Here is a 19,492-nt window from a genome sequence, read left to right as displayed (position 1 = left end):
CCGCCAGCGACAGGGCGACGCGCAGTCCGACGAGCAGCTCCTCCAGGATCAGGCCTCGATGTTCTCGAGGATGCGCGTGATGCGCACCGCATAATCCTGATCGACGACGACGATCTCGCCGTGGGCGATGATGCGGCCGTTGAGCTTCACGTCGGCGGGTGCGCCGGCCGAGCGATCCAGCTCGACGACGCGTCCTGGCTCGAGGTCGAGCACGTCGCGCACGGCCATCCGCGTGCGGCCGATCTCGACCGTGAGGTCCATCTCGACGCCGGCGATGCGCTGCAGACGGCGCGACGAGGTGGCGCCGCTCCCCGTCCGGTCGTTCGAAGGGAGCTGCGTCACGCGGACGGCGAGACGGCCGATCGTGCGCTCTGTGTCGTCGAGAAGATCGAACACCTGCACGGCGGGATGCGAGAAGATCGCCGATGCGTCGCCGATGCGCGCTTCGCCCAGCGCACCAGGGCCGAGCGCGGTCGCCGATGCCTCGAGGGCGTCGAGCAGCCGGTCCGCGAGCGGCGCGTCGGGCAGGCCGTCGACGAGTGTGAGCGGGTCGAGGATCTGCACGGCGAGTTCGGCACTGGCCTCTCCGACGAACGAGACGACGACGGCGTCGCCGGTATCGCCCGACGAACGCGACGGCCGGACGCCGGTGGGAGCCGCAGTGGGGAGCCGGGCCGCGAAGGCTGCGGCGACGGCGGACTCGTAAGCGGTGGTGGTGGTCACACGGACTCCTCGGAGGCGGGGACGGAAACGGTGCTGGGGTCGGGGATCGTGGTCGTGACGACGCAGGCCAGGCGCGCGCCGGCGGTGCCGACGGCGGCCGTGGCGATGGGCTGATCGCCCACGAGCAGGAGGAGTGGCCGGTCGGCCGCGTGCGGCAGCGGCACGATGTCGCCGACCGCGAGGCCGAGGACCTCGCGCGGGAGCATGGTGCGCGGGCTGAGCCGCAGCGACACCTCGATCGGCGTCTCCTCGACCTGCCGGCGCACGAGCTCGGGGTTGGCGGAGCGGTCCGCGGGGGCGGTGGAAGCGAACGCCGAGAGGATGGATGCCGGCAGCATGACGCTCGTCGGAACGGAGCGTCCGCTCAGACGCATGGTGAGTTGCGCCACGATCACCGGCTCGTTGTCTGCGGCTACCTGCGCGAACTGCGAGTTGTACTGGATGCCGGCGATCGTCACGCCCTGCGGGAGCAGCCCGTCCATCGTGCCGGTGAGCAGGGCGATAACATCCGTCATCAGGGATCCGATCAGAGCCTGCTCGATCGGCGTGAACGTGCGCTCCTCCGTCGCGCCGACGGGGCGTCCGCCGACCATCTGCACGATCCAGGCGGTCGCCGCCGACGTCGGGAACTGCACGATCATCCGCTCGGACGAGTCGGGCAGGGCGCACACGACGAGTGCAGTTGTGGTCGGCAGCGACTGGGCGTACTCGCCGTAGCTCTGCATCGTCACGTACTCGACCGTGACGGTCGCCCGCACGCGGATCTTGGCCGAGAGCTCGGCGGCCCACTGGCGCGAGAACGTCTCGAACGCCAGCTCGAGCGCGCGCGCGTGCTCGCGGGAGAGCGTCGCCGAACGCTCGAAGTCGTATGCCGCGATCTCGGCGGTCGCCGAAGGCCCCTCCGTCGGCATGCCGGATCGCGCGCTGTCGTCGATCACCACGAACCCCACTATCGGGCGGTGACGTGCGCGCGTTAGGCGACGGAGAGGTCAGGGTCCCGGCTTGGATCCCCCCGCAGAGGCCTGAACGGACGGGATGAGCGAGCGCACCTCCTCTTTCACCTGGGAGAGGACGACGATGTCGACCCGTCGGTTCTTGGCCAGCGCGTCTGCGCTGGACCCTGTGGCGATCGGACGGGTGTCGGCATAGCCGACGGATTTCACGTGAGTGGGCGGCAGACCGCCGGACTCGACGAGGTGCCGGAGCACCTGGGTCGAGCGGCCGGAGGACAGTTCCCAGTTCGTCGCGAACGGGGCCGCTGCGACGCGGTGATCGGCGTGGCCTTCGACGGAGATGTCGTTCGGGACGCTGACCAGCACCGTGCCCAGGGCGTCGAGCACGGCGACGGCCTTGCCGCTGAGCTTCGTGCTGTTCGTCTCGAAGAACGTCTCGGCGCTGACGAGTCCGATCGTGAGACCGCGGTCGTCGATCGTGAAGGTGACGTCTGCTTCCAGGTGGTTCTGGGCGAGCACGTCACGCAGCTTGTCGCGCAGCGCGGACAGCTCCTCGAACTCGACGACGGCGGCGTTCAGGTCAGGGTCGGCCGGTTCGCCCTTCTCGTCGATGAGCTCGGGGGGAACGACGACGCCCTCTGCGGTGTCGGCGAACTCCGTCGGGTCCTGCCCGAACCCGGTGGCCAGCGATGCGCTCAGGGCCGCGAACTTCTCCTGGTCGACCGTCGACATCGCGAACAGCACGATGAACAGGCACATGAGCACCGTGATCATGTCGAGGTAGGACGCCATCCAGCGCTCGTCGGGCCCGCTGTGCTCGTCGTGCGGGACCTGTCGACGCGCTCTGACGCTCATGACGTCGGTGCCGGATCCGCTGCCCCTTGACCCGCACCCCTGCGGTTGGATTTCGCCGTCGGACGATGTGCGACGAGGGCGCGGAGGCGCTCGCCGACGAACTGCGGCGGGGACCCTGCCTGAACGGCCAGCATGCCCTCCATCACCAGAGTCATCCGCTCGACCTCCAGCTCACCCAGACGCTGGAGACGGCCGCCGATCGGCAGCCAGATGAAGTTCGCCGACAGCAGGCCCCACAGCGTGGCGACGAATGCGGCGGCGATCATGTGGCCCAGCTCGTCCGGCTGGTCGAGGTTCTCGAGCACGTGCGTCAGCGAGACCACGGTGCCGACGATGCCGACCGTCGGCGCGAATCCGCCGAGGGTCATGTAGAACTTGGATGCAGTGCGGTTGCGTGCGGCGGCCGAGGTGATCTCGTCCTCCATCAGCGTGCGGAGCTCTTCGGCGTCGACGCCGTCCGCGATGCTCTGCAGCGATTGACGCAGGAACGGATCCTTCTCGTCGACGAGTGACTGCTCGAGTGCGAGCAGACCCTCGGAGCGCGCCTTCTCGGCGTGGCCGACGATCTTGTCGATCATGCTCGAGGCCGAGTGCTTGTCGCCGCGGAAAGCACGCGGCAGCGCCTTGATCGCGTGCAGGAAGTCGCGGATGGTTCCGGTCGCGATGCCGACGGCGATGGTGCCGCCGAAGACGAGGATCATGGGCGCCGGCAGCAGAAGGGCCGTCACGGAGGCGCCCTCGATGCCGATCATGGCCAGCAGGGCGCCGAACGCGAGGACGAGGCCGAGGATGAGTGACGGATCCATCAGCGCACCGCCTCCGGCTCGTCGGCGGGGGAGATCGGGATGCGGGCCAGGTTCGCCGCGGCGGCGAGTACGCCGGCGCGGTACTCGGTGATCTTCGCGATCACCTCGGCCATCGTCTCTGTGACGACGAAGGTGGCGGCATCCACCATGATGATGGTGGTGTCGGGGGAGGCCTGGATCCGCTCGATCAGGTCAGGGTTCAGCGCGAACCGTGTTCGGTTCAGGCGCGTGACGACGATCATGGGCTCCATCCTGGAAACAACGTGTCCTCGATCCGTGAGGACTGACCGCCCATCCTGGGCCGTCGTGGTTGACTGTCGGCCGCCGACTCCGGAGCGTTAGCGGGGTACGTGTTTCGATAGGTCACTGTTGACTGTATAGTCAGTGCATGCTGACTATTGCGACACGAGTGGACGTGATGAATCGACTCGGGCGTGCGATGGCCGACCCGACACGTTCTCGCATCCTGCTGTCTCTTCTCCAGGCGCCCGGGTACCCGGCGAAGCTCGCCCACGAGCTGGAGCTGACCCGGACGAACGTCTCCAACCATCTGGCCTGTCTGCGCGGCTGCGGGATCGTCGTGGCCGGGGCGGAGGGGCGCCAGACCCGCTACGAGATCGCCGACCCGCATCTGACGGCCGCCCTGGCAGCGCTCATCGACGTCACGCTCGCGGTCGACGAAGATGCCCCGTGCATGGACCCGACGTGCGCGGTCCCCGGCTGCTGCGGACCCGACCTCGCATGAGCGTCACCTTGACCGATGTGCGGCGGCGCATCCTGCACCGTCGGGTGCGTTTCATCGTCTTCTTCACGATCTCGTGGAACATCATCGAGGCGGTCATCGCCCTCGCGGCGGGCGCCCTCGCATCTTCTGCTGCGCTGATCGGGTTCGGGCTCGATTCCACGATCGAGGTCGCATCCGCTGCGGCGATCGCCTGGCAGTTCACCCGCAGGGATCCGGAGCGATGGGAGAAGGTCACCGTCCGCGTGATCGGGATCGCCTTCTTCGCGCTCGCTGCGTACGTCATCGTCGAAGCGATCCTCGCGCTGGTCGGCGTGCGCACGCCGGAGTACACCCCGGTCGGCATCGGAATCGCGATCGCGAGCCTCATCATCATGCCGGCACTGGCGTGGTTCGAGTTCCGGACCGGACGAGAACTCGGCTCGCGCAGCGTGCAGGCCGACGCCAAACAGCTGCTGCTGTGCATCTACCTGTCCGGCACCGTGCTGCTCGGGCTGCTGTTCAACGCACTGCTCGGATGGGCATGGGCCGATTCGGTCGCTGCGCTCGTCGTCTCGGTCCTCGCGATACGCGAGGGGGTCGAGGCCTGGCGCGGGGATGTCGACTCTCCGTTCGAAGCCCTCGAGGATTTCGAGCAGGGCGGCTCTGCTGAGGTGGAAGCATGACCCACATCGGACCCCTCGACGTCCTGCCGATCGCCTGCACGCTCACGCATCGGCTGAGTGAACGGTTGGCGGCAGGTCGCTACTCGTGGTTAGCACTGCTAAAGCTTGCTAGCGGCGCCGCTACTCGCGGTTAGCACTGCTAAAGCTTGCTACCGGGCATCGTTTTCGGGGCCGTGTTGCGGTGAGTGCTGACGAGGGAGAGCCGGCAGGCCGGGCGGCTCTCCCTCGTCGTCGAGCGCCGGATCAGCGCTTGAGGTTCGTCAACTCCTGCAGCACCTCGTCGCTGGTGGTGATGATGCGGGCGTTCGCCTGGAAGCCGCGCTGCGCGACGATGAGGTTGGTGAACTCCTGCGACAGGTCGACGTTCGACATCTCGAGCGCACCGCTGATGATGCCGCCGAGTCCGTCGGAGCCGGCGGAGCCGATGGTCGCCTGACCCGAGTTCGCGCTCGCGCGGAACTGCGACGAGCCGGCCTTCTCGAGCCCGCCGGGGTTGACGAAGCCGGCCAGGGCGACGCGCGCCAGTACCTCGGTCTCGCCGTTGCTGAACGTGCCGACGAGGCTGCCGTCGTTCGTCAGTGCGTACGAGCTCAGCGTTCCGGCCGGCTTGCCGTTCTGCTCGGTGATCGCGATGTCGCTTACGTCGGCGAAACCCGTGACGGCGGACAGGTCGACCGTGATGCCGCCGGACACGAGCGATCCGGCTCCGGTCTGCGCTCCGTCGGTGAAGGCGAGCGTCGTGCTGGCGCCGTTTCCGTCGCTGACGTCCCAACCGGTCGCCGTGCGCGTGAACGTGAGCCGCAGCGAGGATTCGGTGCCGTCAGCGCCGTACACCTGCACGTCGCGCACGAGGACGTCGCCGGCAGCCGCCTCGGACGGCAGGTTGCCCTTCACCGTCGCCGAGGTGGACGCCGTCGCCGGGATCAGCGCGCCGACGGGCAGAGTGATGCTGCCCAGGCCCTGACCGGGGACGATGGTGCCGTTCACGGCCGTCCAGCCCTGCACCAGCGCACCGTCAGCGCTGACGAGCTGGCCGTTGGTGTCGAACGAGAATCCGCCGTTGCGGGTGTAGAGCGTCTCGCCGCCGGAGCGGACGACGAAGAAGCCGTCCCCGCTGATCATGAGGTCGGTCGGGACACCGGTCGGCTGCGGGGCACCGGCGGCGAAGTTGGTGCGGATGCCGGCGACCTGCACGCCGAGCCCGACCTGGGCGGGGTTCTGCCCGCCAGCGCCCTGCTGCGGCATCATCGAGTTCTGCAGCAGCTGCGAGAGCGAGTCCTGGAATTGCACGGCCGACGCCTTGAATCCCGTCGTGTTGACGTTGGCGATGTTGTTGCCGGTGACATCGAGCATGGTCTGATGCGAGCGCAGACCCGAGATGCCGGAGAAAAGGGAGCGAAGCATGATGGTGCCTTTCTGGGTGGGTCAGGATCGAGTGGTCGGGGAGACGAGCGTCAGTCCGGAGACCGAATCGAGGGGGACGGCGGTGTCGCCGATCGTCACCATGGGGACGGCGCTGCTGAACGAGACGGCGGAGACGATGCCGGTGTGCTCGACGCCCGCATCATCGACGTACTGAGCCTGCTGACCGATGAGCGTCGCGGCCGTCTGACGCATGCTCAGCGCGAAGTTCTCGTTCGTTGTGGTGCTCAGGGCCGTGAGCTGCTCCATGGATGCCAGCTGCGTGGTCTGCGCGATCATCTCGTTGGTGTTCATGGGAGAGCTCGGGTCCTGATTGGTGAGCTGCGTGACGAGCAGCTTCAGGAAGACCTCGGAGTCGAGCGTCTGCTTGCGCTCGGTCGCCGGCGTCGTGGTGCCGGTCTGCAGGCCGGTGGTGGAGACAGTGGATGCTGCGGAGATCGCATCGACAGTGGTCATGGGTTCCTCTTCTCGATCCTTCTCGATCAGGCGTAGACGTCGATGCCGCCGTGCGGCGTCGTGAGCGGTGTGGGAGTGGGCTGGGGGGTATCCGGCGAGGAAGTGCGCGTCTGCCCTCGATCGGCCGGCGAACCGCCGTTCTGGGTTCCGGATTGAGACCCGGAGCTCTGCGACGAGCCGTGGCCGTTCGCAGCCGTGAACGCCGCGCTCGGCTGGCCGGCACCGGAATGACCCGAGCCCGACTGGCTCGATCCGGAGTGGGCGCCGTCCTGTGCCGAGATCGCGAGCGTGGCGTGCGGCGCGGCGGCGGCGAGATCGCGGCGGAGATCGGCGAGGATCATCCGCAGCGCGTCTCGACCGAGGTCGGTGGGCGCGGCGAGTTCGATGCGCATCGTGCCGCCGGAGATGTGCGCCCGCACGGTCACGGGGCCCAGGCTCTCGGGGGAGATGGTCAGTGTGAGCTGGTGATCGCCGTCGGCCGCCTGCGTCAGAGCGAGCACCGGGGCTGACACCTGGGGAAGCAGGGAAGGGCGGACCATCGCCGCCGGCATCGCCGATGCTGTCGTCGGCGCCGCCGATGCCTGAGCAGGTCGAAGGCTCTGCGGCAGTTCGACCGGGGTCGGGGTCTCGTTTCGACTCGCTGACGCTCGCTCAACGCGTTTCGTCTCGCTGCGCTCGCTCAACGTCCCGAGTTGGGGTGTCTGCTCGCTCAGCGTCCCCGACGTGGGCTGCGGGTCGTTGAGCGGAGGCGGCGGAGCCGACGCAGACGAAACGGGCTGAGCGAGCGGCGCGAGTCGAGGCCTCCCGTCTGGAGCCGATTCCGAGGTCTCGTTTCGACTCGCTGACGCTCGCTCAACGCGTTTCGTCTCGCCTTCGGCTCGCTCAACGACCCGCTGTTTAGGCTGCGTCGTGGATGCTCCTGCGAGCGTCCCCTGAGGCGCCGCCGATCCCTGAGCCTGTCGAAGGGTCGGCGCTTCCTCGGATGCTTCGGCGCCCGCCTGCGGGTCGTTGAGCGGAGGCTGCGAAGCAGTCGGAGACGAAACGGGCTGAGCGAGCGTCAGCGAGCCGAAGCCTTTCGAGGAAGCCGCTTCCCCCGGCTCAGCGCCCGGAGCGGTCGCGATGAGAGCAGGCGTCACCGGCGTCGCCGCATCCGGCGTCGCGGCATCCGGCGTCACTGCATCCGAGGTCACGGCATCCGAGGTCGCGGAATCAGTCAGAGCGGCCCGCGCATCGTCCACGGCATCCGCGAATGCCAGTGCCTTCTCGCCGTCGGCGGCGGCCGCCGGTTCGGCGCTGCGCGTGGTCTTCGCGACCGGCCCTGCCAGCATGCTGATCAGGCTCATCACGCGTCCTCCGGCTTCGTCCGCGATGCGATCTCATCGAGTTCGGCCTGCTCGGCGCGCAGATCCTCGGCCTGCACGCGCAGGGCATGGGCGTCCGAGAGCCGATCGAGGCCGCGCTGGGCTCGCCGCGCCTCGGCGTGCTGGATGCGCGCCTCGTCGACGGACTTCTGCTGCACGGCTGCGAGCGAGGTGATCTCGGCGAGCATGCTGCGGCTCGCGCTCCGAGCGGCGGCGAGGGCCGCGAGTGAGCGCACGTCGACGGCATCCGTCCCCTCACCGCCGAGGGCCGCACGCAGGTTCCGCTCCCTGGCCTGGGTGTGCTGGGCGTCGAGCACCGCGCGAGAGAGCTGCTGCGCGGCCTGGCGTTCCTGGATGCCCCGTACGCGCAGCAGCCCTGCGAGTGAGAACTGACGGCTCATGCGACATCTCCGAACGCCGCGACCAGGTCGCCGAGACGTCGCCACGACTCCTCGCTGTGACTGGTCTCGTCGAGCGGCTGCGTGAGGAACGCCGAGATCGACCGCTCGTTCGCGATCGCCGCGTCGATGCGGGCGTCGGCTCCCGACTGATACGCGCCGATGTCGATCAGGTCGTTCGCGCGGCGGCGGGCGGCCAGAACAGCGCGCAGCGTGGATGCCGCGGCCCGCTGCTCGGCTGAGGTGATCTTGCCCGCGACGCGGGAGATCGACCCCAGCACGTCGATCGCCGGATGATGCCCTGACAGCGCGAGTGCGCGGTCGAGCACCACGTGCCCGTCCAGGATCGAGCGGACGGCGTCGGCGATCGGCTCGTTGTGGTCGTCGCCGTCGACGAGCACGGTGTATATGCCGGTGACGGACCCGCCGCGATCGGTGCCCGCGCGTTCGAGGAGCCCGGCGAGCAGGGAGAACGTCGACGGCGGATACCCGCGGGTGGCAGGAGGCTCGCCGGCGGAGAGGCCGATCTCGCGCTGCGCCATCGCGACACGGGTGAGGGAATCCATCATGAGGATCGCGTGGGCGCCCTCGTCGCGGAACGCCTCCGCGATGCGGGTCGCCGTGAAGGCAGCGCGGATGCGCGCCATCGCCGGCTGGTCGGACGTCGAGACGATGACCACCGAACGTGCGAGACCCTCGGGCCCCAGATCGTCTTCGATGAACTCGCGCACCTCGCGTCCGCGCTCGCCGACCAGGGCGATCACGGTCACTTCGGCTTCGGTGCCGCGCGCGATCATCGACAGCAGGGAGGACTTTCCCACCCCGGATCCGGCGAACAGGCCGACGCGCTGACCGCGGCCTACGCTCGTCATGGTGTCGAGCGCTCGCACGCCGAGCGGCAGCGGAGCGGAGATCCGGTCGCGCCCCATGATCGAAGGCGGGTCGTGGTCGAGGGCGACCTGCGGGCCGGCGATCGGGCCCTTGCCGTCGATCGGCCGGCCCAGCCCGTCGAGCACGCGGCCGAGGAGAGCAGGCCCTGTCGGCACGCGCACAGCGCCGCCGCTGGAGCGCACCGTCGTTCCGACCGTGAGGCCCGCCACTGGCCCGAGCGGCATGCATCGGATGCCGTCCTCACCGGTCGCGACGACCTCGGCGTCCACGCTTTGACCGGTCATGTCCTGACCGATCGACACGACGTCGCCGATCGCGCACTCCAGCCCTCGCACGTGGACGCTGAGCCCGCGGATCTGCGAGACCTCGCCGATCCGCTCCGGCAGCACCGCCGTTCGCACAGCGTCCCAGGCGCTCATGCGTCGCGCTCCGCCGTAGTAGCGGCAGCTGCGGCAGCTGCTGCGCGTGCGCGCTCCAGTGCGGAACCGATTCGGGCGTCGACGAATCCGTGGTCGAGTGCGGCGAAGGCGTCCCCTCGGTCGAGCGTCTCATCGGCGGTCAGAGCGAAGCCGTCCGGCTGTGTGCCGAGCCGCTGCAGCGTGCGGATGTCTTCGGGGTGCAGCCGCAGCTCGCGCACCTGGGCGCTGTCGACCGCGGCCAGTGCGCGTCGCACGGCGGCGGTGGCCGAGTCATCGGCATCCGTCAGCTCGCCCGCCAGGATCAGCTCGGCGAGCTCGACGGCGCGGCTGAGAACCTGCGACTGCGTCGCGGCGACCAGCGACCTCTCGCGTTCTGCGAGGGAGCGCGCGGCCGCGTGCAGGGCGGCGGCGGCGTCGGCCGCGGCCTGTGCCGCCTCGACGTCCTGCGCCAGGCGTTCCGCCGCAGCGGTCGCGAGCGCAGCCTCTGCGGCGGCGTTCCCGGCACGGAACCCCGCCGCATGACCATCGGCGTATCCGCGCACGCGAGCCTGCTCGCGCTCGGCAGCCAGACCTCCGCCGTGCAGGCGGGGGAAGACCGCAGGGGAGAACGCCTCAGTAGACATACTCGTCCTCGTCGGTGCGCTGCACCGTGATGTCGCCGGACGCCTCGAGCGCGCGGATCGTGCGGACGATCTCCGCACGCGCCTCCTCGACCTGCGAGACGCGCACCGGGCCGAGCGCTCGCGACTCCTCGTCGAGGTTCTCGCGGTTGCGCTCCGAGACGTTGCGGCGGATGACGTCGGCGATGCCCTGGTTGGCGCCCTTGAGGGCGAGCGCGAGCGAGCGCAGGTTGATGCCGCGCAGAACGCTCTGCGCGTCGCGGTCCTCGAGCTTGACGATGTCGGCGAACGTGAACATCCGCGACCTGATGTCCTCCGCCAGTGCGCTGTCGCGGGTCTCGATGCTGGCCAGCAGCGCCTTCTCGATCGTGGCATCCGACCGGTTGATGATCTCCACCAGCGGCTCGACGCCGCCCAGGGTCTCAGGCGCTTCACGCGATGCGAACGTGCCGGTGCGCGCCTTCAGCGCGTCGGCGACGATCGTGATCGCCTCCTGCGTCGCCGTGCCCATCGTCGCGATCGCGTGGGCGACGTCGGTGCGGGCCGGGTCGGGGAGCGCGGCCAGCACGGCTGCCGCCTGTTCGGTCGTGACGTGCGCGAGAACGAGGGCGACGGTCTGCGGCAGCTCGCCGTCCAGGAGGGTGGCGAGCTGAGCAGGGTCGGCCGCGCCGAGGAAGTCGAACGACGAGTTCGCCGTGGTGGAGGTCACGCGACCGAGTACGGCCGCTGCGCGCTCCGCGCCGAACGATGCCTCCAGGAGGCCGGCGGCGATGTCGCGGCCGCCGCGGGCGGGCGGCAGGTGGCCGGATGCGATCCGGTGGAAACGGTTGAGGGCGTGCGCGGTGGTCTCGGTGTCGAGATTCTGCAGGCCGATGATCTCGGATGCCACGGCTTCGGCCTCGGCCTCGGAGAGATGCTTCATCACCTCGATGGCATGCGCCCGATCGAGGTTCATGAGCACAACTGCCGCCGTCTGGCGGTCACTCAGCGCACTCACGCCGGCTGCCTGTCGTCGATGAGGGTGCGCAGCAGCTCGGCCGTGCGCTTGGGGTCCTGCCGCGTCAGCGCGTCAAGCTCGATGCGGCGCCGCTCGAGGGTCACCTGTGCCGGCTCGGTCTCGATCTCGAGTTCCGCCACCGGATGCGGGTCCGGCTCAGTGATCGCGAGCGGCACGGTCGGCGAATCGAGCAGCGCGGTGGGCGCCGTGAGCAGGTTCGAACCGAGCGTGCCGAGTGCCTCGGGGCGATCGCCGAACATGGCGTCCATCTCAGCGGCGGCCCCCGACTTCCGTCGTGCACGCACGATCAGGGCGATCACGGCGGCCAGCAGCGGCAGGCCGATCGCCGCCGCGACGATCACGGTGTTCAGCAGCGCGGCCTGCTGCGCGGCCTGCTCTGCTTCCTTTGCAGCCTGAAGCGCCGACTGCGCAGCCTCGGCGCTGGTCTGGCTGAACGCCACCATCTCGACGCTGAGCGTGTCGCCGCGATCCGTGTCGATTCCGGCTGCGGCTGCGACCAGATCGTTCAGCTTCGCGATGTTGGCGTCGCCGGCGGTGGCCTGGTCGATCGCGACCGAGACGGACTGCCGTGTGAGGCTTCCCGCCGGTGTCGTCGTCGACTGCGTGGTCTTGTTGATGGCGTTGGTGCGGGTCTCGGCCGTGGACTCCGATGTGCCGTCGCCGCCCTCTGAGGGGACGGCGATGTTGTCGGGGCCGAGCACGCCCGCGCCCGTCGAGCTGCCGTTCTGCGTCTCGCTGCGGATCTCCTCGGTCAGCGGAGGGGTGCCCTCAGCCGGGGTGTAGGTCTCGTCGAGACGCTCGTTCTGCGAGCGGTCGATGACCGCGGATACGGTGACGGTCGCGTTGCCGGCGCCGACGACCGTGTCGAGCATCTGCTGCACGGATGCCTCGACGCGCGCCTCGTAATCGCCGGCCTGCTGATCGACGCCACCGGTCGCGCCGACACCGGCGGCGGAGAGCGTGTGCCCCGTCTGGTCGACGACGGCCACGTTCTCGGGCTTCATGCCGCTGACCGCCGCGGAGGTCAGGTGGACGATCGCCTCGACCTGCTTCTGAGAGAGCGTCGACCCGTTGCCTGTTTCGATGAAGACGGATGCCGTCGGGTCGACGGTCTCCGAGACGAACACGCTCTCCTCGGGGATCGCGAGCTGCACCGATGCGGCCGAGACGCCGTCGAGCGCCGAGATGGTCGCTGCCAGCTCGCCCTCGATCGCGCGCTTGTACGTGACCGACTGCTGGAACTCCGAGGTCGTCACGCCCATGTCGTCGAGCAGCGAGTAACCGCCGGAGCTCGAGGTGGGAAGACCTGCCGCAGCGGCGGTCAGTCGCTGGTCGTACACGTCTTTCTCCGGGACGAGCACGGTCGTGCCGCCGGCACTCAGCTCGTACGGCACGGATGCCGAGCGCAGCTGCTCGACGACGGCGTTGGCGTCCGAAGGGCTGAGGCCGGAGAACAGGGGTGTGAACGTCGGGCGGGAGAGCCAGCTGGACAGAGCGATGATCCCGAGCGCGAGCACGGCGACACCGATGATGGCGATCGTGCGCTGAGCGACGGTGAACCCGGCGATCACGCGGCCGATCCGCTGGAACACGTTCTGGACTGCCTGGGGCATCAGGCCTGCATCCTCATGATCTCGTTGAACGCGTCGACTCCCTTGTTACGGACGGCGGCGACGAGCTCGAGGGTGACCGACGCACGCGAGGACGCGATCATGGCCGAGTGGATGTCATCGAGATCGCCCGTGACGGCGGCGACCTTGAGCGTGTTCGACTCGGACTGCAGGGCGTGCAGCTCGTCGATCGCGCCGGTGAGGCTCGTCGCGAACGCCGAATCTCCGGTCGGAGCGGTGTTCGCGAGCGGGGAGGCGGGAGCGGTGAGTGCCGAGGAGATGCCCTCGATGCCGGAGACGGCGGCCATCAGCTTCGTCCGATCTGCAGGGCGGCTTCGTAGGTGTTGCGCGCACGGTCGACGATCGCCGCGCTGGCCTGGTAGCCGCGCTGAGCGAGGATGAGCTGGCTCATCTGGTCGCCGAGGTCGATGTCGGGCAGGCGGACGTAGCCGTCCTCGTCGGCGAGCGGATGGTCGGGCTGGTGCACGAGGCGTCCCTCAGCGCTGCCGAGCGCGGTGCCGGCGACGTAGGCGCCGGGGGAGTCGGGGCTGGTCTGCGCGAGTACGTACCTCTGGCGGAATGCGTCGCCGTTCGTCGCGGTGACCGTGTTGATGTTGGCGATGTTGTCGCTCACGGCATCGAGCCACTTGCGGTGCAGGGTCAGTCCGGTGCCGGCGATGCCGATGGCGTCGAAGGTCATGAGGTCCTCATCGCCGTGCGCATCGAGGAGAACGATCCGTTGATCGCCTGCGTCGCGAACTGGTAGCGCAGCATCGTGTCGATGCTGGAGAGCGTCTCGGTGTCGAGGTTGACGTTGTTGCCGTCCAGGCGGGTCGGCTCGAGGGACTCCTCGACCGTGGCGGTCGCACGGCCGGTACCGGACGCGACGGCATCCGCGAGTGCCTCCTCGAACTGCACGCGCTTGGCGTGGTAGTTCGGGGTGTTGACGTTGGCGATGTTGTCGGCGATGGCACGCTGGCGCAGTGCGAGGCCGTCGAGCGCACTGGAGAGCGCGGAGATGGTCACTGAATCGAACACGAACCCGTTTCCCGTCGGTGGGTGGTGCGGCCGATCCATGGCCGAGTCAGCGAGCGTTCCCTGCTCGGAGTGCTCTATCGGCGGTGGGAAGGAATTCGTTAGGCGGGTATCTCAGCCGTTGACGTCGAGGTAGGCCGGGGCATCCCACCGGCCGTCGGCGGGAACCATTCGCAGGACTTCGAGCTGGTGCCGCACGTCATCGAGCACCTGTCCCATGAGGGCGATCCGCTCCTGCTGCCGGCGCAGCACCGTATGGGCGCGGTCGTGGAGATGCGCGGGGATCGGTGTGGTCGGCGGGGTCCACGGAGCGAGCACGGCCGTCGCCTCGTCGAGATCGGCCTCGAAGCGATCCAGCAGCGCCACCCAGGCGTCGCTCATGATGCTCGTGCCTCGGTGACGGCCGCCGCGGCGGCGTGCCAGGCCTCACGCAGCGGGACGACCAGCTCGTGGCAGGCCCGCGTGCGCTCGGGGTCGCGGCCGATGTTCGCGCCGATGAGGGTCTGTGTCAGGAACGTGTAGAGCGCGCGGAGGCCGGTGCTGCCGGTCCAGTCGTTCGACAGCGACGAGGTCAGTTCCGCGACGATGGCCTGGGCGTGCTGCAGCTGGGTGTTCGCCTCGGTCCAGTCGCCGGCGCGCTGGGCGCTCTCGCCGCGTTCGATGTCGAGCAGAAGCCTGTCGTAGAGCATGGTGACGAGACGCTCGGGGGTGGCGGAGAGGACGGCGTCGTCACGGTAGCGCTGTTGGGCACGAAGTACGGCTGTGGCGTTCATGAGATCACTTCGATCCGGTGTCGTAGCTCGGCAGACTCGACAGCTGCGAGGTGAGGTAGGAGGACTGGGACTGCATCTGCGAAAGCATCGTCTCCATGCGCGCGTAGGTGCGCTCCAGCGTCGCGCGGCGCTGTTCGAGCCGGAGGTCCCAGCGCTCGAGCTGCTTGCCCAGGCTGTCGACTTCGCTCTGCTGGCCGGTGATCCGCGCGGTGAGGAGGCCGTCGTACTTGTCGGAGTACGTCTCGGTCGTCTGCTGCACGCGCTCGGCGATACCGGTGAACATGGTGGTGACGGCAGTCGGGTCGTCGGCCAGCGCGGCCGCGAACTTCGTCTCGTCGATGGTCAGAACCCCGTAGCGGTCGATGGAGATGCCGATGCTCGAGGGGGAGGTGCCGTCGATCGGATGCTGGATCGCGTCAGCCAGGGACTGCCGAAGCGCGCGGATCGTGCTGTCGCCGGTGAACACGCCGAGGGTCGTCGTCTCGCCCGCGGTCGCGCCGACCGTGGCCTTGGAGCCATTGTCGATGCGGGTCAGGAGGGAAGCGACCTGCTTGATGAACTCGGCGGCGGCCTTCGTGCTCGCGGCATCGTCAGCGGCAGCGGACACGGTGACCGGTTCTGTCGAGACTGCGCTGACGGTGACGTCCACTCCGGTGAACAGATCGGTGAAGGTGTTCTTCGATGATGTGATCACCTGCTCGGCCGCGGTGCCGGCCCACAGCCGCACCTGCGCGTCGGAGCCGGTGGCGACCACGGCTGCGCCGGGGGCGGTGGCGACGTCGTCTCCGTTCGCACGGAGGACGCGGAAGCTGCCATCGGCGCCGGACTCCGTCGCGATGAGCTGAAGGCGCTGGAGGGGGTTGCCGTCGGCGTCCGTGCCGGCCGAGACGACGGTCGCCGAGATGCCGGCTCCGGCCTTGTTGATGGCGCGGGCGATGTCGGCCATCGAGGAGGAGTCGGCCGTGACCTCGACGCGCTCGCCGGCGGCGTTCTCGAGGATGAGGGTGGGGGGCGAATCCGGCCACTGGGTGGATGCCGCAGTGACGACGGTGTGCTTCTGGGCAAGCCGGTCGACGACGATGTCGGCCGTGACGGCGGATGCTCCGGATCGGAGGGCGACCTTCACCGCTTCGGAGGACGAGGCCGCGGAGAGCTGAGCGATGCTCTCGCCGGAGGCGGCCTTCTTCGCCTTGGCCGCGAGGTCCTGCAGAGAGGTGTTGAGCGTCTGCAGCTGGGTGATGATGAACTTCTTGTCATCGGACTTCGCGCTCATGAGGTTGCGCGGAATGGCCTGCACGTCCATGAGCGCGTCGATGAGCTCTGAAGTCTTGAGGCCGGAGACGAGGCCGTCGAGCGCGATACCCATGGGTGCCCTTCCGAATCAGTGGCGTGTGCTGGTTCCGGGTGGGCGAGGGTCTCCCGCCCACCCGGAACCAGCGAGCGAATCAACGCAGGAGCTGAAGAACGCCCTGCGTGCTCTGGTTTGCCTGAGCGAGCATCGCCGTACCGGCCTGCGACAGGATGTTCGCAGCGGTGTACTTGACCATCTCGGCCGCCATGTCGGTGTCGCGGATGCGGCTCTCGGCAGCAGCCAGGTTCTCCGACGAGACGTTGAGCGAGTTGATCGTCGACTCGAAGCGGTTCTGCGCGGCACCGAGAGTAGAGCGAGCCGACGAAACGTCCTTGATGGCGTCGCTGACTGTCGTGATCGTCCCAGCGGCCGCCGCTGCGTCCGCGAAACCATCAGTCGTGATGATCGCAGTCTTGAGGTCCGCAGCAAGCGTCTTGATGTCGGCACCGCTGAGGTCAACCTCGATCTGGTTTGCTGAAGTTCCATCTGCACCGACCTGGAAGCTCAGCACAGCACCGGTGCCGGCACCGACACCGTCAACGTCACCGCTGAGGAGCTGGATACCGTTGAAGTTCGTCGAATCTGCGATGCGCGTGAGCTCATCCACGAGACCGGTGACCTCGGTCTTGATCGCGGCGCGCGAGTCGGCGTTGTTCGAGTCGTTACCGGCCTGCACCGCAAGGTCGCGCACACGCTGCAGGATGGAGTGGACCTCGGTCAGGGCGCCTTCAGCGGTCTGGATGACCGAGATGCCGTCCTGAGCGTTGCGCGCGGCGACGTTCAGACCGTTGACCTGCGAACGCAGGCCCTCGGAGATCGCGAGGCCGGCGGCGTCGTCCGCGGCGCGGTTGATGCGCAGGCCGCTGGAGAGCTTCTCCAGCGACTTCGACACGTCGTTCTGCGTGCTGGACAGGTTGCGGTAGGCGTTGAGCGCCGACACGTTGGTGTTGATCTGCATACCCATGGTGTGTTCCTCCGTGATTGGGTTCGTACTGAAGCCCATCCGTGGGCTCCGTACAGACCTATCGGCGGAACCCTCCCGGACGTTAGGCAGAGCCGGGCGCTAGACAGAGGTGCGCGTCCGTCAGAACGGCGGTGCGACGGGATCGGGAACGGCGAGATCGGCCGTGAGGCTCACTCCGATCCTGGATTCGGGCGGTGGCGCCGAGCTGCGGAACCCCGTCGGCGTGGTGACTTCGACGGATCCGTCTGGTCGTGATCGGAAGACGGCGCGTGCGCGATGTCGCAGCGTGTGGTGTCGAGGGCAGAGGGGACGGAGCCCGGCGAGGTCGGTCTTTCCGCCCTGCGCCCAGGGGACTTCGTGGTCGATGTCGGTGTCGAGGGCGAGCCGTGTGCACCCGTCGACCGCGCACGTGCCGTGCTGCAGAACCAACCAATCACGCTGAGCCGGCGTGGCGCGGCGGCTGCGGCGGTCCATGTCGACGACCACGCTGCGGATCGGGTCGACGACAACGCGGCGGAAGACCCCGGTGTCGAGGAACAGCTGCTTCGCGGTGAGCGGATCGATCGGACCCTGACCGACGATCTCCGCCTCCGGCACCGGCAGATCAGCGATGCCATCCGCGGCTGCGCCGTCGAGGAGCTGAACGGGGACCGTGACGAAGATCTTCGTCTTCGAGGCCCGGTCGGTGCCGACGCCGCGCAGCCAGTCCGAGAACAAGTCGGCGCGGATCTGCGCGAGCGTGCGCGCCTCGTTCGGGTCGTTCTTCTTGACCTGCGTCGCGCTCGCGGTCACACGCTGTTGGATCTCCACAGCCTCGGGCGTCGGAACAAGCGCGCCTATCCAGCTCACCCCGTCATCCAGATGCTCGAACCCCACGCGACGGTCCGCCACCGCGCGGGCATGACGCACCTCGCGGGGCTCCTGGTCGAGCCGATCGGCCAGTCTACGCAGCCGGCGCAGGAAGTTCGCCGGCGAACACGTGAACGCCCACTCCGACGTCTCCTCATCGATCCGGTGGGCAGCCGCACGCGCGGCATCCCGCTGCTCCGGCGTGGCGTTCACAGGCGCCCGCAGCCGACGCAGCGCCCACACCGCACGCGACACGAGGTGCATCGACACGAATCCATCCCGGGCGTGGTGCCACAGGTTCGGCAACTGGCGCATAGCCGTCTGCACCACAGAAAGCTCGGCCCTCACGTCGTCCTCAGACCGCTTCAGCCGCAGCGAGATGTCGAAGATCACCGCCCGCTCGGCCTCATCGGCAGCATCCGGGCCGCACTCGAGCACGTATACCTCGGGGTTCCGGCGAGCGAGGGCCACAGCATCCGCGATCTGCCCCGCACGACGAGCCGCGTACCGGTTCAGATCGATGTCGGCGCACTGCAGATCGGCCAACGCAGACTCGACGGCGAACGCGGCGTCACGAGGCCGATCGTCCACATCGTCGAAGTACTGCTCCATGCATCCATGGTAGTACAAAGGTTCGAAAAACGGAGGGGTTCAAGCCAAGAAATCTTGCTCTGACCGGGATTTTCAGGCGATGGCCGACGCGGCCGGCGCACCGCGGAACACGTTCCCCAGGCGGGCGCTGCCGGTCTCGGCGATCCGCGCGAAGAACGCGTCCCGGACGGCGACCGATACCCGGGCGACGGGTGTCGGCGCCTCTCCGTCGGCGAAGTACTGCTCGAGAGCGTCACGCAGCAGGCGCATCGCCTCGGAACGCTGCTGCGACACGGCGGAGTGCGAGACTCCCAGCTCTTCGGCGATCTCCTTCACCGGGCGCTCGTCGAAGTACACCGCCTGCACGATGAAGCGCATGCGCTCGGGGAGCGCGGCGACCGCGTGCTCGAGCACCTCGCGCCGTTCGCTCACCATGGCGGACTCGTCGGGGAGGGGGATGTCGGAGGCAAGAGCGTGCGCAGACGGGTCTTCGAGCGTGACCACGCTGCGTGAGGCGTCGGCCAGTGCTTCGGAGACGACGTCCGTCGGAACCGCCATCGCCGTCGCGATCTCTGCGACCGTCGCCGTGCGACCAAGGCCCGCCGTCAGCGTGTCGCGAACCGCCGTCGTCTCCTTGATGCGCTTGCGGATGCCGCGTGAGGCCCAGTCCATGGCGCGCATCTCATCGGCGAAGGCGCCGAGGATGCGACGGCGCGCATACGCGCCGAAGGGGACGCCCAGCGAGGCGTCGAACGCATCGGCCGCGGTGACGAGAGCCAGGGCTCCGACAGCGGCGAGCTCTTCACGCGGGATGTGCGTCGCGCGCGCGTGCGTCTCTGCTGCGAGGTATCCGACGAGGGGGAGGTTCTCCTCGACGAGGCGATTGCGGTCGGCAAGCGGCGACATGGGGGTGTCCACCTCTCATGGGAGCGAAACGCTCGTCTGCAACTCGGTCTCGTCCATATCACTACCACAGCGATATGTCCATGG

Annotated in this window: 24 protein-coding genes; 2 read left to right on the top strand and 22 right to left on the bottom strand. The window is 68.7% G+C overall.

Features of this window, described 5'->3' with window-relative positions; translation table 11 throughout:
• Window positions 1-48 precede the first annotated feature (48 nt).
• Genes fliN through KHB019_RS05770 form a run of 5 tightly spaced genes read right to left on the bottom strand, consistent with a single transcriptional unit; the run spans window position 49 to window position 3,579 of the window.
• Window positions 49-723 carry a flagellar motor switch protein FliN gene (fliN, locus tag KHB019_RS05790; RefSeq protein WP_337458293.1) on the bottom strand — a complete coding sequence of 225 codons (675 nt, stop codon included), beginning with the start codon at window positions 721-723 and terminating at the stop codon, window positions 49-51.
• Window positions 720-1,664, bottom strand: a complete 945-nt coding sequence (locus tag KHB019_RS05785) for a flagellar motor switch protein FliM (RefSeq protein ID WP_337458292.1) — start codon at window positions 1,662-1,664, stop codon at window positions 720-722. Before KHB019_RS05785 ends, fliN begins: the two co-directional genes overlap by 4 nt.
• 48 nt (window positions 1,665-1,712) lie before the next feature.
• On the bottom strand, window positions 1,713-2,531 hold the full coding sequence (locus KHB019_RS05780; RefSeq protein WP_325470954.1) for an OmpA/MotB family protein: 819 nt from the start codon (window positions 2,529-2,531) through the stop codon (window positions 1,713-1,715).
• Complete coding sequence (locus KHB019_RS05775) at window positions 2,528-3,337, bottom strand: motility protein A (protein ID WP_230104049.1); 810 nt, start codon at window positions 3,335-3,337, stop codon at window positions 2,528-2,530. Before KHB019_RS05775 ends, KHB019_RS05780 begins: the two co-directional genes overlap by 4 nt.
• Window positions 3,337-3,579, bottom strand: coding sequence for a flagellar FlbD family protein (locus KHB019_RS05770; protein ID WP_230104050.1), 243 nt, complete (start codon window positions 3,577-3,579; stop codon window positions 3,337-3,339). Before KHB019_RS05770 ends, KHB019_RS05775 begins: the two co-directional genes overlap by 1 nt.
• A 146-nt stretch (window positions 3,580-3,725) precedes the next feature.
• Here KHB019_RS05770 and cmtR point away from each other — a divergent pair, with 146 nt between their 5' ends.
• Entirely contained in the window at window positions 3,726-4,082 is a 357-nt protein-coding gene (gene cmtR / locus KHB019_RS05765) for a Cd(II)/Pb(II)-sensing metalloregulatory transcriptional regulator CmtR (protein WP_337458291.1), read from the top strand.
• Window positions 4,079-4,744, top strand: a complete 666-nt coding sequence (locus tag KHB019_RS05760; RefSeq protein WP_325470956.1) for a cation transporter — start codon at window positions 4,079-4,081, stop codon at window positions 4,742-4,744. The genes cmtR and KHB019_RS05760 overlap by 4 nt, the downstream gene beginning before the upstream one ends.
• 243 nt (window positions 4,745-4,987) lie before the next feature.
• Here KHB019_RS05760 and KHB019_RS05755 read toward each other — a convergent pair whose 3' ends face one another.
• From KHB019_RS05755 to KHB019_RS05675, 17 genes are all read right to left on the bottom strand, one after another.
• Window positions 4,988-6,148: a flagellar hook protein FlgE gene (locus KHB019_RS05755; protein WP_325470957.1), complete on the bottom strand. Its 1,161-nt coding sequence runs from the start codon at window positions 6,146-6,148 to the stop codon at window positions 4,988-4,990.
• Between the two features lie 21 nt (window positions 6,149-6,169).
• Window positions 6,170-6,622 carry a flagellar hook assembly protein FlgD gene (locus KHB019_RS05750; protein WP_337458290.1) on the bottom strand — a complete coding sequence of 151 codons (453 nt, stop codon included), beginning with the start codon at window positions 6,620-6,622 and terminating at the stop codon, window positions 6,170-6,172.
• A gap of 26 nt (window positions 6,623-6,648) precedes the next feature.
• A complete protein-coding gene (locus tag KHB019_RS05745; protein WP_337458289.1) occupies window positions 6,649-7,965 on the bottom strand; it encodes a flagellar hook-length control protein FliK in 1,317 nt (438 codons plus the stop codon).
• The gene (locus tag KHB019_RS05740; protein WP_230104056.1) at window positions 7,965-8,384 is read right to left on the bottom strand and encodes a hypothetical protein; all 420 of its coding nucleotides are present in this window, start codon (window positions 8,382-8,384) and stop codon (window positions 7,965-7,967) included. The genes KHB019_RS05745 and KHB019_RS05740 overlap by 1 nt, the downstream gene beginning before the upstream one ends.
• Entirely contained in the window at window positions 8,381-9,691 is a 1,311-nt protein-coding gene (locus tag KHB019_RS05735) for a FliI/YscN family ATPase (RefSeq protein WP_230104057.1), read from the bottom strand. The genes KHB019_RS05740 and KHB019_RS05735 overlap by 4 nt, the downstream gene beginning before the upstream one ends.
• Window positions 9,688-10,314, bottom strand: a complete 627-nt coding sequence (locus tag KHB019_RS05730) for a FliH/SctL family protein (RefSeq protein WP_337458288.1) — start codon at window positions 10,312-10,314, stop codon at window positions 9,688-9,690. Before KHB019_RS05730 ends, KHB019_RS05735 begins: the two co-directional genes overlap by 4 nt.
• Window positions 10,304-11,308 (bottom strand): flagellar motor switch protein FliG, encoded by a 1,005-nt coding sequence (gene fliG / locus KHB019_RS05725; RefSeq protein WP_337458287.1) that lies wholly within the window; start codon window positions 11,306-11,308, stop codon window positions 10,304-10,306. Before fliG ends, KHB019_RS05730 begins: the two co-directional genes overlap by 11 nt.
• The gene (gene fliF / locus KHB019_RS05720; protein ID WP_337458286.1) at window positions 11,305-12,942 is read right to left on the bottom strand and encodes a flagellar basal-body MS-ring/collar protein FliF; all 1,638 of its coding nucleotides are present in this window, start codon (window positions 12,940-12,942) and stop codon (window positions 11,305-11,307) included. The genes fliG and fliF overlap by 4 nt, the downstream gene beginning before the upstream one ends.
• Window positions 12,942-13,247, bottom strand: coding sequence for a flagellar hook-basal body complex protein FliE (gene fliE, locus KHB019_RS05715; RefSeq protein ID WP_337458285.1), 306 nt, complete (start codon window positions 13,245-13,247; stop codon window positions 12,942-12,944). Before fliE ends, fliF begins: the two co-directional genes overlap by 1 nt.
• Window positions 13,247-13,639, bottom strand: a complete 393-nt coding sequence (locus KHB019_RS05710; protein ID WP_230104062.1) for a flagellar basal body rod protein FlgC — start codon at window positions 13,637-13,639, stop codon at window positions 13,247-13,249. Before KHB019_RS05710 ends, fliE begins: the two co-directional genes overlap by 1 nt.
• Window positions 13,636-13,977 carry a flagellar basal body rod protein FlgB gene (locus tag KHB019_RS05705; RefSeq protein WP_337458284.1) on the bottom strand — a complete coding sequence of 114 codons (342 nt, stop codon included), beginning with the start codon at window positions 13,975-13,977 and terminating at the stop codon, window positions 13,636-13,638. Before KHB019_RS05705 ends, KHB019_RS05710 begins: the two co-directional genes overlap by 4 nt.
• A gap of 111 nt (window positions 13,978-14,088) precedes the next feature.
• Window positions 14,089-14,355, bottom strand: a complete 267-nt coding sequence (locus tag KHB019_RS05700; RefSeq protein WP_230104064.1) for a hypothetical protein — start codon at window positions 14,353-14,355, stop codon at window positions 14,089-14,091.
• Window positions 14,352-14,747, bottom strand: coding sequence for a flagellar export chaperone FliS (fliS, locus tag KHB019_RS05695; protein ID WP_337458283.1), 396 nt, complete (start codon window positions 14,745-14,747; stop codon window positions 14,352-14,354). Before fliS ends, KHB019_RS05700 begins: the two co-directional genes overlap by 4 nt.
• Before the next feature lie 4 nt (window positions 14,748-14,751).
• Window positions 14,752-16,113 (bottom strand): flagellar filament capping protein FliD, encoded by a 1,362-nt coding sequence (fliD, locus tag KHB019_RS05690; RefSeq protein ID WP_337458282.1) that lies wholly within the window; start codon window positions 16,111-16,113, stop codon window positions 14,752-14,754.
• Window positions 16,114-16,192: 79 nt separating this feature from the next.
• Window positions 16,193-17,062, bottom strand: a complete 870-nt coding sequence (locus KHB019_RS05685) for a flagellin N-terminal helical domain-containing protein (protein ID WP_337458281.1) — start codon at window positions 17,060-17,062, stop codon at window positions 16,193-16,195.
• Between the two features lie 120 nt (window positions 17,063-17,182).
• A complete protein-coding gene (locus KHB019_RS05680; protein ID WP_337458280.1) occupies window positions 17,183-18,523 on the bottom strand; it encodes an HNH endonuclease signature motif containing protein in 1,341 nt (446 codons plus the stop codon).
• A 72-nt stretch (window positions 18,524-18,595) separates the two neighbouring features.
• Window positions 18,596-19,408, bottom strand: a complete 813-nt coding sequence (locus KHB019_RS05675) for a sigma-70 family RNA polymerase sigma factor (RefSeq protein ID WP_230104068.1) — start codon at window positions 19,406-19,408, stop codon at window positions 18,596-18,598.
• Window positions 19,409-19,492 lie beyond the last annotated feature (84 nt).

It is taken from the genome of Microbacterium sp. KHB019, from assembly GCF_037285405.1.
Taxonomy (GTDB): domain Bacteria; phylum Actinomycetota; class Actinomycetes; order Actinomycetales; family Microbacteriaceae; genus Microbacterium.
This window is presented reverse-complemented; position numbering and strand designations above follow the sequence as displayed.